The organism is Paenibacillus sp. JNUCC32, assembly GCF_014863545.1.
GTDB classification, from domain to species: Bacteria; Bacillota; Bacilli; order Paenibacillales; family Paenibacillaceae; genus Paenibacillus_AQ; species Paenibacillus_AQ lautus_A.
In genome coordinates this window covers 2,315,483-2,332,830 of sequence record NZ_CP062260.1, presented here as the reverse complement: position 1 = coordinate 2,332,830, position 17,348 = coordinate 2,315,483, and the positions used below count along the sequence as shown (strand labels likewise).

Below are 17,348 nucleotides of genomic sequence, written 5' to 3'. Positions count from 1 at the left end.
GCAAACATTAGGTTTTACATTTCAACCCGCCTGATATATGATATAACGTGGATATTCATTATCCGCTTTAAATATGAATAGCATTTTAAACCAAATCCATACCGTAAAACGAGGTGCTGTTTATGCATATGAAAACCGGCGTGGAACAGTCCGTATATGCCCTGGTTCTGCTCAACATGCTGCCGGACAGGGCGGTGCTGCCCGGGGAAGCGATTAGCCAGCAGCTGGGAACTTCCGTGACCTATTTTCAGAAATTGTTGAGAAAGCTGGTAACCGCTGATCTAATCACGTCCGTCCCCGGCATCAAGGGCGGATTCAGATTAAGGAAGAAACCTGAGGATATCCGTGTATACGACGTTTACCTCGCGGTGGAAGGACAGCAGTCCCTATACTCGTCCCACGGAATTCTCGTAGACATGCTCGACCTGCAAAAAGAAGAGAGCTGCTGCCTGCTATCCGATTTGATGGAAGAAGCCGAGTCTTCCTGGAAAGCTGTATTAAAGCGAGAGACCATCGCTTCGTTGTCGGAGGAAATGCGCGGAGAACGCTTTAAGGACAAGGTTAGCGCCTTGGAGGAATGGATCAGCAGCAAAATGGTCATCTAATCGAATCGAAGAAGGGAAGATATCATATGAGATTAAGCGTACTGGATCAAGCACCCGTCACCAGCGGCAACACGGCGGAAAGCGCATTGATGAAAGCCGAAGAGCTGGCTGTTCTGGCCGATGGATTGGGATACAGCAGAATGTGGATGGCCGAGCATCATGGAGGACATACGTTTGCCAGCTCCGCCCCTGAAGTGACGGCCGCCCGGCTTGCGGCAAAAACCGATCGGATACGCATCGGCACCGGCGGCGTCATGATGATGCATTACTCTCCACTGAAACTCGCGGAAGTATTTAAGACGTTAAGCGCATTTACGCCCGGAAGGATTGATTTCGGCGTAGGGCGAGCGCCAGGCGGCGATACGAGTGCCATGTACGCTCTGTCCGAAGGGCGGCAGCTGATGCTTCATAACATGTATGACAAGCTCTCCGTCACCATGCAGCTTCTTCGCGACCAGGTGCCGGAAGATGAACTGTATGCCACGAATGCCGCTGCGCCTACGGGAGTCGCCCTGCCTGAAGTGTGGCTGCTCGGCTCTAGCGGCAACAGTGCGCTGCAAGCGGCACAGATGGGGGTCGGTTACTCCTTCGCACAGTTCTTTAACGGAGCGATGAGCATAGACATATTGGACCATTACCGTGATAACTTCCAACCATCCCCGTTCATGGAGAAGCCTGAAATTAACGTATCCTATATGGTAACGACAGCGGAAACAATGGAAGAAGCGGAGTATGAAGCGCTGCCGCAGGATATTTTCCGGCTGATGATGAGCAAGGGCCGAATTACGCAGGTGATGACACCCGAAGAGGCTCAGAATGTATCTTTAACGGAAATTGACCGGATGGCTATCCAGGAAGGGCGCAAAATTCATCTGGTGGGAGCGGTAAAAGACATCGCGGCCCGCTTACAGGAAGAGCAAGCGCACTACGGATTCCAGGAAGCGATGATATGCAGCATTCCGCATTCGCAGGAAAAGCGGCTGGAGGTGTATCGCCTGCTCGCACGTGAACTGCTGTAAATCATGGTTTTGAGAGGGCAGGCGGAAGCCTGTCCTTTTTCGATTGATGAAAATATCGTATCCCTTAGAAGCGTGTTGATGCTAGAATAGTAAAAAATCGTTTATACATAAAATCAACAGTTAGGAGAGATTATGCCTTTTACATTCGCGCATCCCGTCATCACGATGCCGTGGTGGAAGAAGAAGTCATTACCGGTGTCCGCGCTCATTATCGGGTGCATGGCGCCGGATTTTGAATATTTCATCCGTTTTCGGGCGGCTGGCGTATGGGGGCATGAGGGTCCGGGTATTCTCTTATTCAATCTCCCGATGATATTGCTGCTGTACGTTGTGTTTGAGAAGGTCATACGCCCGGTTCTGCACGTCTATTTACCTTCTTGGTTCCCGTACCGCTGGCAGCGGGATGGCGAACTTCCAGTCTCCCCCATAGGGTGGCTGGCCGTAATCCTCTTAGGACTGGCAGGCGTTGGCACGCATCTGCTCTGGGATCAGTTCACGCACAAGGGTGCATGGATCGTCAATCAGATTCCGCTTCTTTCGGAAATGCTGCATATCGGCGCCTTACAAATTCCGGTGTACAAATTAGGCCAACACGGCAGCACCTTATTTGGCTTGGTCATGACCGCATGGTGGATTCACCGTCATTTGTACGTATCGCCCACGAAAAGAGCGCATGCGCATCCGGTTATAACCTTCTGGTGCGTATTCGTTACGGTCTATATCCTTGCCATGTTCGCGGCCATGATGACGGTTGTAGAAGGGCGGGGACTGTCCTACGTATTGCAGCTTGTCGTCCCGGCCATTAGCAGCTTTCTGCTCGCACTGCTTGTAACTTGTCTCCTATTTTGGAATACGGCCAGGCGAAAATAACGAATCCAGCAAATAAACCAGAATCATTCTGTAGGAGGGGCCAATTTATGGTAACCATTGAGCAGTACACCCTTAAGGGGATCCATTTCTTAAATGAAGATGCACTTATGATTCATGAGCAGGCCGGGTTGTACGGCGTGTTAGACGGGGTATCCTCCGTGGTTCCCTACCTCAGCGACAAGAAGGAAACGGGAGGGTACCTTGCCGCTCAAGCGGTGAAGAACTTTTTTGAATCACTGGATCAAGTGGAACAGCTTGCGGAGCATACTGCGGCAGCAAACGATAAGTTAAGAGAACTCATGCAGCAAGCCCATATCGATATGGAGAAAAAAGACGGGCTCTGGGGAACGGCTCTTGCTCTCGTACGAATTCAGGAGGAACGGGTGGAATTCCTGCAGACCGGTGACTGCATGATCCTTGCCGTGTACCAGGAAGGGGAGGTTCGGCCGTTAACCTGGAGACAAGTCGCTCATTTGGAAACTCCAGCCATCGCGAAATGGGAGGAAGGCGTGAATCAGGGACTGACCCGTCAAGAAGAACTCCTCGGCACGGTAATAGATATCATTAGGGAGAACCGCTTTAAGAGCAACGTGAATGGAGGCTACGGCGTCTTGAACGGGGATCCCCGTGCCGTTGATTTTCTCGAATACGGAAAAATCAATAGATCCCGATTAGCCCACCTGATTCTATTAACGGATGGTTTATTCTGGCCTGTGAACGACGTGCCGAGTGATCGATCCTATTGGGACTACATCGCGCAGCGTATACTGTTAAAAGGCCTTGAGCAGTATACGCATGAATTACAGGATATCGAAGAGGCTGACCCGGAATGTTTAACCCATGCAAGATTCAAGAAATCCGATGACAAGACGGGCATGGTGATTCATTTTAACGACCTATAGTTGCTCTAAGAGCAAGCTCCTGCATTATGATAAAAGATTCCTCCGGTATATCATATCGTGGCACCATCAATCTCCGGGTTTGTCGGTTCACCTTTTATCCATACGATATAATAAGCGTGCTTTGCCTAACAACATTTTCATGTCCGAATCATATTTTATTGTAACGGCATGAAAGCGGGAGGTATGCAGTATGGGCCGAGGAGTGCAACATAAACGAAGACAGCAAGGGAAATCAAACAAAGCTACGGTTAAACAATTGGCGTTCATCGCAGCTATTTTGGTATTAATCGCCTCAGCCATAGGCCTCTACGTTGCTTATGATGACTTGTTTGAGGATGAAGGTGTGGAAATTGTCGTGTAGCCAAGCGCGTACGATCAACTTAACAAACAACATTTATTTCAGCTTTATCATATATGACGAAGGAATTCTACCTGCTTCAAAGCAAAGGCAGCCATTCTTGACTCCAAGAACCGGCTGCCTTAATTATGGGTTCATTTAACGGCAGATCGTCAGGATCCTGCCTCTTTTTTGGTCGTTGGGGCAGCGGGTCCATCTTGATGGGGGAGCAGCTTCATGCCGGCATGATCCAAATGGACTTCGACATGTACCGTTTCCAAAGAACCTGCATCCATCGGTTGGACAGACGACCGATGAATTTTTTTCCAAAGTCGGGTGTCTTTCTTAAACAAAACGTGCTCCAAGCTGTACAGATCTGTCTTTGAGGCAATTCCATTCTTATACGTAGATATAATCTCCTCCCGTACTTCCGCGGCCGCCTGGTTTTCCATTTCGGTTTTGTTCATGTCGTCGAGCGCTTCTACCACGTTACCTCCTAACTTCACGTTGATGTGGAATCGGGGCATTCCGTTGACAATGCTCAATTCCTTGCGAACTTTAGGATTCGACAAAACGACGTTCGCAGCGTATTTCCCGCTCTTATTTGTAATCATGACGTGAGAGCGTTTCGTATCGGGTTCCATCCAGCGTAGACCGGTGAGCTTGTCGTTTGGAAAGAAACCTTTCGATACCACTTCGGATATAGCGTATACTCCGTTAATCACCAGCTTCGGATTTTCTTTTTGATTCAGGCTCCAGGTCCCTTTATCGATCGATAGATTTGGAAGCAGTACCGTACTGGCCGGTTCGGTGATCAGAGCCATGAAATCAAAATATCGAATCGGTACGATATAGGATCTCTGTTTATACTCTTCGGAAGGCTCATGAGCTATCGTATTTAACGGGGAGAGATTGAAGAAAGCAGGAACATTAAACAATTGCTCGATAGACTCGTTTGTTCCATATACCCACGGCGTCATACGAATTTCCTGATAACGGCCGATCGTATCCAATTTGGTTAGAACTTTCGATTTCAAGACGGTATCACTGATGAGAATACATGAGATATGGCTCCAGCTTGTGCGTACCTGCGCTGAATCATAGATGGCATTGACCGCCATGTCAAACGTCTTGCCCCTGGTTTTGGAAGTCCATACTTGTGGTGGCTTTTCTGCTTTTCCCGTTTCGGTTTTGGCGACCGCCGTAAAATCCATCATTTGAGTGTATACGACAAAATCACCGTCCTCTTGATCGATGCCGATGGCGGTGATGTAATTCATGTCTTGTATCTCCTTGATGTCCCAGCAGCCGGTTAACATAATGAGCATTACCGTTAACCATATTAATTTTATGATAATGATACAGTTTCTCATCTCACGTTGGTTCCCTTTCTTCAGAAGTGTTATCCATATTCTGCAGCATTTCCGGTCGGTTTTTGTTGAAAGCCCACGGTTTTTTCAAGAGGGCATTCATTAAATCCTTGAAGGTCAGCGGCGATAGAGGAGCAAGGTACGGAAGTCCGAAGGATTCCAATACGGAGAGGTATGCAATGAGACTGAATACACCAATAAAAAATCCCAGCATGCCAAGCAAGGAAGACCAAATCAGCACATACAGCCGAATAATGCTGACCGTTCCGCTCAGTGTCTGGTTTACCAATGTGAACGTCGCGACTGCCGTCGTTGCAGATACGACCAGCATGGCGGGCGACGTTAAGCCAGCGCGTATGGCAGCATCCCCGATAATGAGGCCGCCTAAGACCGCGATGGTTTGACCGACAGCTTTCGGCAGCCTAATGCCTGCCTCCCTGAATAATTCGAACATGCCCAGCATCAATAAGATTTCCATTGGCGCCGACAGCGGAATCCCGAAACGGGAGACCGTGACGGTCGCAAGTAGCAGAAAGGGAAGCTGATCCATGTTGTAGCATATCAAGGCAATCCAAAATCCCGGGAGCATAATGGCGAGTACGAGGCCAAGGAGCCTGAGAAGACGCTCAAAGATGACGAAATGATAAGGAAAATAGGAGTCTTCCGGCGTTTTTAACAACTCCAGCAAGTTGCAAGGCGCAATCAACGCCATCGGCGACCCGTCCACAAGGATAACAAAACGTCCTTTAAGCAAGCATTCCACGACAAAATCCGGCCTCCCAATGTAGTCCATGAGCGGAAATAGGGAAAGTGACGAATCGGAAAGTGCCTCCTCCAGCTGACCGCTGGTTATTAGCGCATCGACATGGATGCCTTTTAAGCGCGACTTTGCCTCGTTGATGACTTCCGGGCGTATGATATCGGAAATATACAGAAGGGCTACTCTGGTCTGGCTGCGATCGCCAATCATCATTTGCTCATTGTGGAGCGTGGCCGTTCGCAATCTTTTTCGTACGAGTGCCACATTCATGAACAGATCTTCCGTAAATGCATCTCGAGCCCCTTTGATGGAGACCTCCGTATTGGACTCTTCTGGTTGTCTATTGGGAAGTGAGGCAATATCGATGGAATAAAAGCATTTCTCTCTTGAAAAAAATAGGATCATTCGTCCCGCAAACAGAAGCTTAACGACATCGGCAGGCTCCTTCAATTTGCTCCATTCCATCGATTTATCCAATTCTCTGGCTAAAGGCTCCCAATCCCTGAAATGTTCCAGTTTTTCTTCCAGATCCGGCAGCACATATTGGGTCATCACCATGGCATCAACCATTCCTTCGCTATACAGCAGCACTACGGGGATAGCATCTTCATGCTTTCCCGGGAAAGATTTGATGATCACATCCGCGGAGTTGGCAAACATGGATCGCAGGGCTTCCTCATCCAATGCGTCGGATGCAGGTAGCCTGTCCACTGCGACCGAAGATGGTTTCTTTTTTCGGCGGAACATGCTATTTCGATTTCTGTAGTTTGACATCGTCTACCCCCCTTTGGTATTGGCTCGAAATGTGACAGCAATGGCAATCAACAGCGTCAGCGCGGAAAGGAAGACCAGGTAGGACGGCGAATATTTGCCCAGCACGAATAACTCGATTTGCCGATCGATTACCGGGATCATCGAGATGATGGATGTGGCTACACCCACCCCTAACACGTACCACAAGCGTCGTTTGGGTTTTTTAAAAGGAATACCGTCCGCCATGATAAACAGGAACAGCGAAATACGGATTAATGTCCCCGATATCCATTGGTACAAAGCCAGAAAATCGACATGGGTTATATATTTCGTAATGGTGACCAGCATCCACTGCTCGTATGCGGGATAGCGGGATTCCATCGCGGGAACTGGCCCGAATGCGGCGATAGCTCCCATCAACGGTCCCAGGGTGAGTCCTCCCAGCAGTATCGACAATATGACGATCGAGAGGTATTTCATCCTTCGTTTCATGTGATGCTGAAGATAGATCAGCACAATCATCTCCATGAATCCGCCGCCGGCCACGAGCATGCTCTTGAGCATGGGCGTGTAACCTTCCACGAATAGAGGGGTCAACAATGAATAGTCCTTATATTGAAGATTCGACACGGCTACAAAATGGCCCAATACCCACACAATAGGAAGCAGGATTCCGGATATGATAGCGATCGAGCGAATACCGTTGTTTGCCACATATACGCACAGCAGCATAATGGTGAGGGAGATGACGGTTTTTGGCGTTGACGGCAGGTAGGTGACCCGAATCCAGGTCGTCGTTTCTCTTATGATCACCATGGTCATCCAGAAAAAATAGATCGTTGTTAAGCTAACGAAGATCCAGCCTATCACGGGTCCGAAGCTGTCTTTGAACCATGCGAAGATGGATTGTTGACGGGTCCGCTTCATAATGAAAAACAAGATGTACACCCAGCCAATATGCAGGATTATGGTTAGCAGCGTGCCCATCCACGCGTCCCGGCCCGCCTTTTGCAGAAGAAGCGGGATCAGGACAACGTGATTGGTGATGCCCAAGGACAGCAGCATGATGAAGTAAACGTCGATTAGGGATATCTTTTTGTTTGCGGCCATAATACTAATCTCCATATGAGGGAATACATGCAAATTCGATACAGTGAGTATTCACCATTTGCCGTATTTTATGTATGGAGCGAGGAAGCACGGCCGTAATATGGCTGCTAATCGTATGGGGGAGAGGATCTTATCGCCATGTGATTGTCGACTGCAATAGAGTAGGGAAGAGAGCCGGTCCTCAGATCGGCTGTCGAAACGATGTGGTTTTTGCGATTACCCAAGAAATAATTCAGCCTCTTTTCCAGGCTCCGAGCATGCAAGGAATTGTTTTTCCTTTTTAAGAGGTGAAGAGATGAAATGGTGCGAGGAGAGACGGATTGTAAACGAAGTCAGTATGATCATATGGGAGGCACAGCTCAGATTGCACTATGATGAAGGATAATAGAGATTATTATTTAATGATGTTAATCAATTAATTCATGGCATTAACTATATATTATTAATGATGTTAAATACATATAGTTAATGCCGTGAAATACAATGAAAGACCCGGCCACTAAGATGGGGAAATACAATAATAAAACAGGCAGCGCAGACCCGATTGGATTGGGCCTGCCGCTGCCTTAAGGAATATGCAGTCGTTTAACCAGACATCATCATTTCTTGCTTGCCGGCAATCCGTAGCTTTCACGGATCAAGGAGAAATAGTGATCGGCGCGTACAACTTTGAAGTCTGCTCCAAGCTGCTCGGTTAGAGCCAGCGCATCCGACGGAGTCATGCTCCAGGCAAGCATGCCGAGGGAAACGAAGAGCGGTGACTTACCGTCCCAATTCGCCTTGGCCTCATTCAGGACCTGCAATCCGTCCTGCACGGTGCTGATCCCGCGGATCGTTGACACGGGCAGGCTGTCGCCTACGATTTCAACCCCGTATCTGTCTTCATAGCTAATAAATAAACCGGGTACGTTATATTCCTCCTCATATGCTTTTGCTTTAAACGGTGATAACGGCACATTCTGACTATCGACTCGATTCAGAACATAAGGGATCGTCATTCCCGTCTTTTTCAGGTATTTCTCGGTAGACCGCAAGAACTGCTGAAAGCTTGCATCCGGCCATGGGCTTGGGTAAAAATATCCGGCACCGGACGGCCCGGCAATCAGCAAATCGTTCTCTGTAGCCGAATTGAGATAATAATTCAATATCGCTGGAGCACCTTCATAAAGCAGAGGACTGGAGGTCCAGTTGATCGGGACTTTGCCGCGAGCCGGGTCATCCCACATGACGCGCATGCGATGCTGGTTGTATTGGAAGTTGTCGCCTTCCGTAAAAGTATACGTTACATAAATCTTGTTCTCCAGAGCTGGCTGCGGAGGTGTTTTCGCCAGCTTGAAGTTTGGCTTGGTTCCCGAGAAGACGGTCAGATTGCTGAACCAGTCGGCCGCCAGCACATAAACGCCATATCGGGAAGCGATCTCGACCGAGCTGAACTCGCCTTCCACATCGTTGCTGAACCAGCCGAGGTACGGGGTACCCGGCTTCACACCGGACAGGATTTTTTCGAACAGCGCTTTTTGCTCAGGGACATTGGAATCCAGCCAGAATACCATCGCTTTGTTGGCTACGGCGTAATCTCTTAAATAACCATAGGGTTCCTGCTGCTCAGCAGATAGCGGACGGATATTTCCCGCGGAAACCTTATACTGGTTCCACATATCCACTTCGGCGACCAGGTTCTTGGTTCCGGCAGGAGGGGTGAACTCGTACACAAAATAACTGCCGTTATCGGCGAAGCGGTGACCGCCTTGTCCTTCACCGAACTTGGAATTTTGCCGATCATATAGATAGGCCTCTTCTTCCGGTGTACCTGCGATGAAACTCGCGATCACGTTGCCGTCAGCCTTGACCGTTACTTCGTGTACGGCAGGGCCCCAACCGTCCTGGGTGAAAGCATCGTCAAACCGAAGATATACCTCTGATTTTCCCAAGAGAGAGGATAAATCAAGCTGGTAAGTATCACGATTGCTTGCATCGCGAATCTGCTCCTTCTCCTCTGCAATCGTTACAAACGATTCCGGGAGGCCGGAAGGAATTCGGATCGCCGTATCCGGATCCAGTCCGACTAACATCTGATGATTCGTCTGCTTCCACAGATTCTCGTACTGCCAGGTGTAAGCTTCGAGCCGGTTATCGAATTTGCCGCGCAAATCATCCAGCGTCTTCAAGTTATAAGGGGCTTTGGACAATTGGGCGGCCAGCTCCGGATTGGCAACGACAGCCTTCTTCAGTCCTGCGAGGGTGGTGGCGACATTAATCGTGTCGGGAACTTCCGGATCATATACAATCATGCCTTTGGCTTCGCCACGATAAGCAGCGAATACGTCCCAATAGTCTTCATGAAGCGTATAAGGCACGTTTATATCTTCAAGCCAGGTCATTTTCCCTTCTTCCTGGGACTCAATCAAATAGATTCGGGGCTGTTCCCGGTTAACGATCCCCTGCAAGGTTCCTAACAGCAATTTAATGTCACCTGGCGCATCATAAATATCTGCGACATCCAAATGCTTCGGTTTCTTGAAACTTGGCAGTTCGCGGTTATTGGAACCGTCAGGTTTGGCTGACCGTGCATCCGTATCCGAAGCATAAACTGCGCCGCCGCTTAATGAAAAAGCACAAAGGATGGCTAAACAGAGAATCGTGAATCTACGAGCCATGGCGAATTCACTCCTTGTTATGGTCTGTTGTCAATTGGAAGCGCGTGCTCATCCGTTAACATTCACCCCTCCTTTTTGGCACCAACATCGTGTAGCACATCGCTTACCAACACATATTTAATATATTCAAATATAACTTTACAAGAGGTTCGACAAAACTTCCTATGATTCTTGCAAATCAGGCATGTTAAACGCTATCCTATCAAGGTATTGTCGTAATTGGCCGTTGTCAGCTCATGCTTGTTTATTGCGCTTGTATGTGTAAGGATATATTATATATTTCAAATATCATGAATGAATTGGTGATGTGATTAGTATGAGTACAAATGATCGAATTCCGTTGTATCAGCAAATCCAGGACTATATCCGACACGTCATAGCATCAGAAAATATGAAGCCCGGTGATCGCATACCGACAGAGAAGGAGCTGATGGACCAGTTTCATGTCAGCAAGATAACGGTTGCCAATGCGCTGACCGGATTAGCGAACGAGAAATTGATTGCCCGCGTGCCGGGCAAAGGAAGCTTTGTTGCAGAAGAAACGGACTTCTTACCCGGAGCGCAGCCGTCGGCTTCGTCGCACAAGGGAAGAGAAAGGACGCTGGCAACGGGCATGATTGGCGTGATTATGCCCACCATTCATGATTACTTTGCCATGAGACTCATTGAGGGGATCGAGCAGGCTCTTAGTGACGAAGGTTACCGCAGCATGATCATGCTGACGGACGGCAAACTTGACAAGGAAAAAGACGCCATCAAGGATCTGAAGGCTCTCGGAGCCGAAGGCCTGCTTATTTTCCCGATCGACGAGGAGAACTACAACGAGGAGATACTGGGCATGAAGCTGTCCGGTTTTCCTTTTGTGTTGATCGACCGGTATTTGCCTGGCGTCGAGACGCATTATATTGCGGCCGATGGAAGGCGGGGCACCAGGCTCGCCGTTGAGCATCTATGGGAGCTTGGGCATCGTGATATCGCCATCTGCTCGGATTCTCCCCTTCAGACCGTGACGGTTCAGGAGCGGATCGAAGGGTACATCGATGCATTGAAGGACAAAGGCGCGCTCATCAATCCGGCGCATATGATTACGGATTTCAAACCGCTGAACGTGCTCAAGGATGCGGAAGCCCACCCGTTATACCGTTACATCCGAAATCGCATGGTAACCGCCTATATTTCGCTTAACGGGAGACTGGGCGTGCAGATCTATCAGATGGCAAAGCAAGCGGGGCTTAGGGTGCCAGAGGACGTATCGATCGTCAGCTTCGACGATCCGACTTCCATCGTGGAGGAATTCAGCATTTTTACCCATGTCAAGCAGTTTGAGCGGGATATGGGATATCAAGCCGCCGGCAAACTTCTGGAAGTGCTGCGCGGCACAGGAGAAGCCAAGAGTTACAGCAAAATACTGATTGAGCCCGAGCTTGTGGTTCGCCAAACATCAGGCCAGGTTCCATGAACTTAATATTCACGCCAAAAATAAGCCTTTTCCGTCATCCAACGGAGAAGGCTTTTTTAATTCGAATAAAAAACATATTGAATATATTAATATTATATATTATATTCTAGAAAATGATGGAGGTTATGAAGCGACAGTACATTTAACCTGAGCAGGGAGGTATAAAACGTGCCGAGAGATCGCAGGGAAGAACGAACCGGGTTTCAAGAGTCTGCACCGTATCACCCCGACTATGATCTTCAGACAGACTTCGTGATGGTTTATGGGATTGACGAAACCATGCCTGAGCGGATTCGGAAATGGAAAGAGAAAGGATACATCGTCCATCTGATGACCGGAGTCGCTTGGGGGCAATACAACAGCTACCTGGACGGGGAGATAGACGGCGTACCCCATTGGGATGAAGCCCAGAAGGATCGCCATGGGGAGATGATCCTGCATGGCAAACAACCGGTCATTCCTTACATGGTGCCTACGATTTCCTTTGGCCGCTTCATCGCGGACCGAATACGCATCGCGGTGGATGCGGGCGTGGAAGCCATTCATCTGGAAGAGCCTGAATTTTGGGTGAACGGAGGTTATTCGGAAGCGTTCAAACGGGAATGGCTGCTGTATTACAAGGAGCCATGGATTCCGCCGCATGCTTCGCCAGACGCACAATACCGGGCTTCCAAATTGAAAGCGTATTTATATACCCGCGTGCTCGACCGGTTATGCGCAGAGATGAAGGATTACGCGTTAAAACGTTATGATCGAATCCTTCGCTTTTACGTTCCGACGCATAGTTTGATCAACTACACCCAATGGCGAATCGTAAGTCCGCAATCGGCGCTCGTGGAGCTCCCGTCCATAGACGGGTACATTGCACAGATCTGGACGGGTACCTCCCGGACGCCGAATGTATATGAGGGGCTGCGGAAGGAGCGGACATTTGAAACCGCTTACCTCGAATACGGCGTGATGCAGGAGCTGGTTCGGGGAACGGACAGACGCATGTGGTTCCTCCATGACCCGATTGAAGATAATCCGAACCACACGTGGGCGGATTACAAGCAGAACTATCTAAAAACCGTGGTCGCATCACTGCTGCATCCCGGGGTCTCCCATTATGAAGTATCGCCATGGCCGCGGCGAATCTTTAAAGGGACATATCCTTCCGAAGACGGTTCAGGCAAAGAGTCCATCCCGTCCGACTATGCAACGACGCTGCTCCAGGTCATGCATACGCTGGGCAACATGGACCAGAAAGTGATCGAATCGGCGGAAGACGACTTGCAAGTCGGCGTTCTAATTGCAGACTCCGCGATGTTTCAGCGAATGAAGCCTGAGCCTGGAGCGCCCGATGCCGGGAAATATGACGGCACGGATCCCGAAGGTTTTCAGGAGGCGGGCGACACGGAGCTTCTCGATTTCTCTCCGTTTTACGGTCTGACGCTGCCGCTGCTGAAGCATGGCATCCCGGTACGCACGCTTCAGCTTGATAATGTAAGGCGTTATCCGGGTTATTTGGCTCCATATCGCGTCCTTGTGCTGAGCTATGAATTCATCAAGCCGGAGTATCCTGACATTCATAATGCCCTCGCGCAGTGGGTGCGGGATGGCGGCGCACTGATCTATGTCGGCGATGACAGCGATCCGTACCACGGCATACGCGCCTGGTGGAACGCGGAGCTCGAGAGCGGAGCGTTCGGCTCGAAGTACAACTCCCCGCGGGAGCATTTGTTTGAGCAGCTTGGCCTGAAGGGGAAAGCGGAAGGAATCCATCAGGCAGGAAAAGGCATTGTATGCTGGCTGGATCAGCATCCGGCCGACCTGACCTTGTCGAAGGAAGGGGCTGACCGGCTGCGCCGCTCCGTCCAGGCTGCGATAGAAGCGCTACTCGGCACGGTACCGCCCTGGCATGCCAAGCATTATTTCAAGCTGCAGCGCGGTCCTTATATCATTGCTTCGGTTCTGGAGGAGTCCGTCACCGATAAAGACTTGACGATCTCGGGTCCTGTCGTGGACTTGTTCGATTCGAAACTCTCCGTTCATGATCAGTTTACGTTAAGCCCGGGGAAACAGGCGCTTCTCTATGATGTTGAAGCCGGTCGTCCTTCCGGAGGCAAAGTGTCCATCATCGCAGCTTCCTCCAAAATCGAGGAGCTCGACCAATCGGACGCCGGGTTCCGATTCACAGCCAAGGGACCGGCCAATATGCAGGCCAGCGCAAGGCTGTATTGTCCGACCGAGCCGGCGTCCGTCCAGTACGTCACCGGGAATCAAGCGATGCCTGCCGACTGGGTATGGGATCGGGAGTCGTTAACCGTCCTGCTGCAGTACGAACACGGTGCGGCGAACCAGGCCGTGATTCAAGTGGATTGGATACCCCAATCCGTGACGGAACCTGCAGCCGACTGATGCAATAGAGAGGAGCAGATCATCATGCCATACGAACCGATAAGGCTTGAACCGTTGAAACAAATGTTAAACAAACTCCGGGAAGCCATCTATGAGCCGGTTGCCGAGTTGGAAGTGACGGCATGGGTTACGCCTGAACCCGTATCGTACTCGGATCGAAAGACGGGAACGAAAATGACGCTTGTCCATGGACAGCGATGGGGGGACCTGTGGGACTGCGCCTGGTTCCGTTTTGCCGGGAGCGTTCCGGAGCATAGCCGGAAGAAGGACCTCGTCCTCCTGCTGGACATTAACGGCGAGTTGTGTTTGGCGGATCCGAACGGATCGCCGGTACAGGGATTGACCACCGTGAATTCGGAATTCGATTTTTCCTTAGGGCTCCCCGGCAAACGTGTCGTCCGGCTTCATGACATGTTCCTGACCGGATCGGATATTGAAGTTTGGGCCGATGCGGGCAATAACGATCTCTTTGGCAAATACCGGGGAGGAACTTTGAAAGAAGCCGTCATCGCCAGCTGCCGGGAAGATATCCGGAGCCTATATTACGATGTCGAGGTACTCTTGGAAGCTGCCGAGCAGCTCCCGGCGGGAACCGCCCGCAAAGAGAGAATCTATCAGGCGCTGTATGACGTTTCGTTACGGCTCACGGATTTCTCGCCGGAGCGCGTCGCGGAGGCGAAGAAGAAGCTGGCTGAACCATTGAGCCTGAAAGGCGGCGATCCGGTCTTAACGATCAGCGCCGTGGGTCACGCGCATATCGATTTGGCCTGGCTGTGGCCGATCCGCGAAACGATCCGGAAAGGCGCCAGAACGTTCTCGACCGTCCTTCGCATGATGGAACGCTACCCGGACTACGTGTTCGGGGCAAGCCAGCCCCAGCTATATGACTGGATGAAGCAGCATTATCCGGCACTGTATGAACAGATCAAGGAACGGGTGCGCGAAGGAAGATGGGAACCGCAGGGAGCCATGTGGGTAGAATCGGATACCAATGTGCCGGGCGGGGAATCACTGGTTCGTCAGATCCTGTACGGGAAGCGATATTTTCAACAGGAATTCGGGTTGGAGATGAAATCGCTCTGGATGCCGGACGTGTTCGGTTACTCCGCCAGCCTGCCGCAGCTGCTCAAAAAGTCCGGCGTGGATTATATGATGACCCAGAAGCTCTCATGGAGCGAGTACAACCGGCACCCTCACCATTCCTTCCTCTGGGAAGGCATCGACGGCTCCGCTGTACTGACCCATATGCCTCCTGAAGATACGTACAACAGTCCGGCAGCCCCTCGTTCCATCGCCAAAGCGGAGCGGGAGTATTTAGATAAGAACGTATCCGGCCATGCTTTGATGCTCTTCGGCATTGGAGACGGCGGCGGCGGTCCGGGCGAAGAGCATTTGGAACGGCTGGCTCGCGAGGAAAACCTGCTCGGTTTGTCTCCCGTCCGGCAAGAGCCTTCGTGGAAGTTCTTCGAACGGTTGAATGAAGAGCGCGAGTCGTTCCAGACGTGGCGCGGGGAGCTCTACCTTGAGAAGCATCAAGGAACCTTGACCAGTCAGGCCCGGAGCAAGCGTTACAACCGGAAGATGGAGAAAGCGCTGCGCGAGCTGGAGTTTGCTTCCGTGCTGGCAGCCCGGCTAGGGCGGGATTATCCAGCTGAGACGCTGGAGACGATCTGGAAGGAAGTCCTGCTGTATCAGTTCCACGATATTCTTCCGGGATCTTCGATCAAGCGGGTGTACGATGAGTCGCTGGCGCGGTATGAAGAGCTGCTTGGGCAGACGGAAACCATGATTGCCGACACCTACAGCTATTTAGCTGACCATATAGCACGCAGTTACACGGCTTCCGCGCAAACCGTCATCTTCAATTCGCTGCCTTGGGAGCGACGAGAGTGGCTGCGCATGAACGGACGCTGGCATCGCGTGCAGGTTCCATCGATGGGATATGCGGTTTTATCGAATGACGCCGGCCTGGAAGCGGATGGAGAAGCCGCATCCTCCTCTGAAATCTTGACTAAAACGCCAGGGGCGGGCGCAGACGCTGCAGCTGAAGGACGAAGCCTGGAGAACGACAAGGTCATCGTGACGTTCGATCAAAACGGGGCTATCCTGTCGGTTCTGGATAAAGCGGAAAACCGCGAAGTCATCCAGCAGGGACGATTAGGCAACGATCTTCGCGTTTATCGTGACGACGGGGACGCATGGGATTTCCGCCATGACTATGCGGCGAATCCGGGTACACGGTTACACCTGCTGAGCATGCGGGAGCTTCGGGAGGGGCCGAGGATCGGGCTTGTCTTCGAGTACGGTTACGGGGAGTCCTCGCTGACCCAGACCGTCGTGCTGACGGCGGGCAGCCGGCGCATCGATTTCGAGACGGACGTCGATTGGAGGGAGAACGGCAAGATGTTAAGAACGTCGTTCCCCGTTAATATTCGCACGGATCAGGTCCACTGCGAAATCCAGTTCGGCAGCCTGAGCAGACCGACTCACCGCAATACGCTGTGGGATTTTGCGAAGGATGAGATCTGCGCACATCAATGGGTGGACTTATCGGAGCCGGATTATGGCGTCGCGCTGCTCAATGATTGCAAGTATGGCCATCGCGCCATCGATAACGTGCTGGATCTCCATCTGCTCCGCAGCAGCTCCTATCCCGATCCGGAGGCGGACCGCGCGGAGCATCGATTCACGTATTCGTTGTATCCGCACCAAGGGAATCATGTGCAAGCCGAAATCTACCGAAGAGGCCATGAACTAAACGTCCCGCTTCGCACGGTGTCCTTGCCTGACGTATCGGATCAGGAGACAAGAAAGCTGCCTTTATCCCAAGCGTTTTTCAGGCCCGATCATCCGCACATCATGGTGGAGTCCGTCAAAAAAGCCGAGGACGGGGACGATATCATCGTTCGTCTGTATGAAACTTCGGGAACGCATGCGGGCACGTCGCTTCGGCTTGGATTTCAAGCCGCCGAGGCCTGGATTGCCGATCTGATGGAGAACCGCCTTACGCAGCTGAAGCTGAACGAGCCGTCTGAAATCGCGCTATCCTTCACGCCGTTTGAAATCATCACGCTGCGGTTGAATGTACCAGAACTATAGAGGAACG

At 50.9% G+C, this 17,348-nt stretch carries 12 protein-coding genes; 8 read left to right on the top strand and 4 right to left on the bottom strand.

Going from position 1 to position 17,348, the window contains the following annotated elements:
* Positions 1-122 precede the first annotated feature (122 nt).
* The 5 genes from JNUCC32_RS10440 (at position 123) to JNUCC32_RS10420 (ending at position 3,757) form a co-directional block, all read left to right on the top strand.
* The gene (locus tag JNUCC32_RS10440; protein WP_192571947.1) at positions 123-605 is read left to right on the top strand and encodes an RrF2 family transcriptional regulator; all 483 of its coding nucleotides are present in this window, start codon (positions 123-125) and stop codon (positions 603-605) included.
* A 26-nt stretch (positions 606-631) separates the two neighbouring features.
* Complete coding sequence (locus tag JNUCC32_RS10435; RefSeq protein ID WP_192571946.1) at positions 632-1,624, top strand: MsnO8 family LLM class oxidoreductase; 993 nt, start codon at positions 632-634, stop codon at positions 1,622-1,624.
* A gap of 132 nt (positions 1,625-1,756) precedes the next feature.
* Positions 1,757-2,494 carry a DUF4184 family protein gene (locus tag JNUCC32_RS10430; protein ID WP_192571945.1) on the top strand — a complete coding sequence of 246 codons (738 nt, stop codon included), beginning with the start codon at positions 1,757-1,759 and terminating at the stop codon, positions 2,492-2,494.
* Positions 2,495-2,541: 47 nt separating this feature from the next.
* Positions 2,542-3,396: a protein phosphatase 2C domain-containing protein gene (locus JNUCC32_RS10425; RefSeq protein ID WP_192571944.1), complete on the top strand. Its 855-nt coding sequence runs from the start codon at positions 2,542-2,544 to the stop codon at positions 3,394-3,396.
* A 190-nt stretch (positions 3,397-3,586) separates the two neighbouring features.
* Entirely contained in the window at positions 3,587-3,757 is a 171-nt protein-coding gene (locus JNUCC32_RS10420) for a hypothetical protein (RefSeq protein WP_192571943.1), read from the top strand.
* 149 nt (positions 3,758-3,906) lie between these two features.
* On the opposite strand, the gene JNUCC32_RS10415 is transcribed toward JNUCC32_RS10420, so the two are convergent.
* The 4 genes from JNUCC32_RS10415 to JNUCC32_RS10400 all read right to left on the bottom strand — a co-directional run bounded on the left by JNUCC32_RS10415 (position 3,907) and on the right by JNUCC32_RS10400 (position 10,383).
* A complete protein-coding gene (locus JNUCC32_RS10415; protein ID WP_267132980.1) occupies positions 3,907-5,052 on the bottom strand; it encodes a Ger(x)C family spore germination protein in 1,146 nt (381 codons plus the stop codon).
* A 55-nt stretch (positions 5,053-5,107) separates the two neighbouring features.
* Positions 5,108-6,637, bottom strand: coding sequence for a spore germination protein (locus tag JNUCC32_RS10410; RefSeq protein ID WP_192571941.1), 1,530 nt, complete (start codon positions 6,635-6,637; stop codon positions 5,108-5,110).
* 3 nt (positions 6,638-6,640) lie between these two features.
* On the bottom strand, positions 6,641-7,726 hold the full coding sequence (locus JNUCC32_RS10405; RefSeq protein ID WP_192571940.1) for a GerAB/ArcD/ProY family transporter: 1,086 nt from the start codon (positions 7,724-7,726) through the stop codon (positions 6,641-6,643).
* Between the two features lie 599 nt (positions 7,727-8,325).
* Positions 8,326-10,383, bottom strand: a complete 2,058-nt coding sequence (locus JNUCC32_RS10400) for a GxGYxYP domain-containing protein (RefSeq protein ID WP_192571939.1) — start codon at positions 10,381-10,383, stop codon at positions 8,326-8,328.
* 316 nt (positions 10,384-10,699) lie between these two features.
* Here JNUCC32_RS10400 and JNUCC32_RS10395 point away from each other — a divergent pair, with 316 nt between their 5' ends.
* The 3 genes from JNUCC32_RS10395 (at position 10,700) to JNUCC32_RS10385 (ending at position 17,341) form a co-directional block, all read left to right on the top strand.
* Entirely contained in the window at positions 10,700-11,842 is a 1,143-nt protein-coding gene (locus JNUCC32_RS10395; protein ID WP_192571938.1) for a GntR family transcriptional regulator, read from the top strand.
* A 168-nt stretch (positions 11,843-12,010) separates the two neighbouring features.
* On the top strand, positions 12,011-14,242 hold the full coding sequence (locus tag JNUCC32_RS10390; RefSeq protein ID WP_192571937.1) for a hypothetical protein: 2,232 nt from the start codon (positions 12,011-12,013) through the stop codon (positions 14,240-14,242).
* 24 nt (positions 14,243-14,266) lie between these two features.
* A complete protein-coding gene (locus JNUCC32_RS10385) occupies positions 14,267-17,341 on the top strand; it encodes an alpha-mannosidase (protein WP_192571936.1) in 3,075 nt (1,024 codons plus the stop codon).
* The last annotated feature ends 7 nt before the right edge of the window (positions 17,342-17,348 follow it).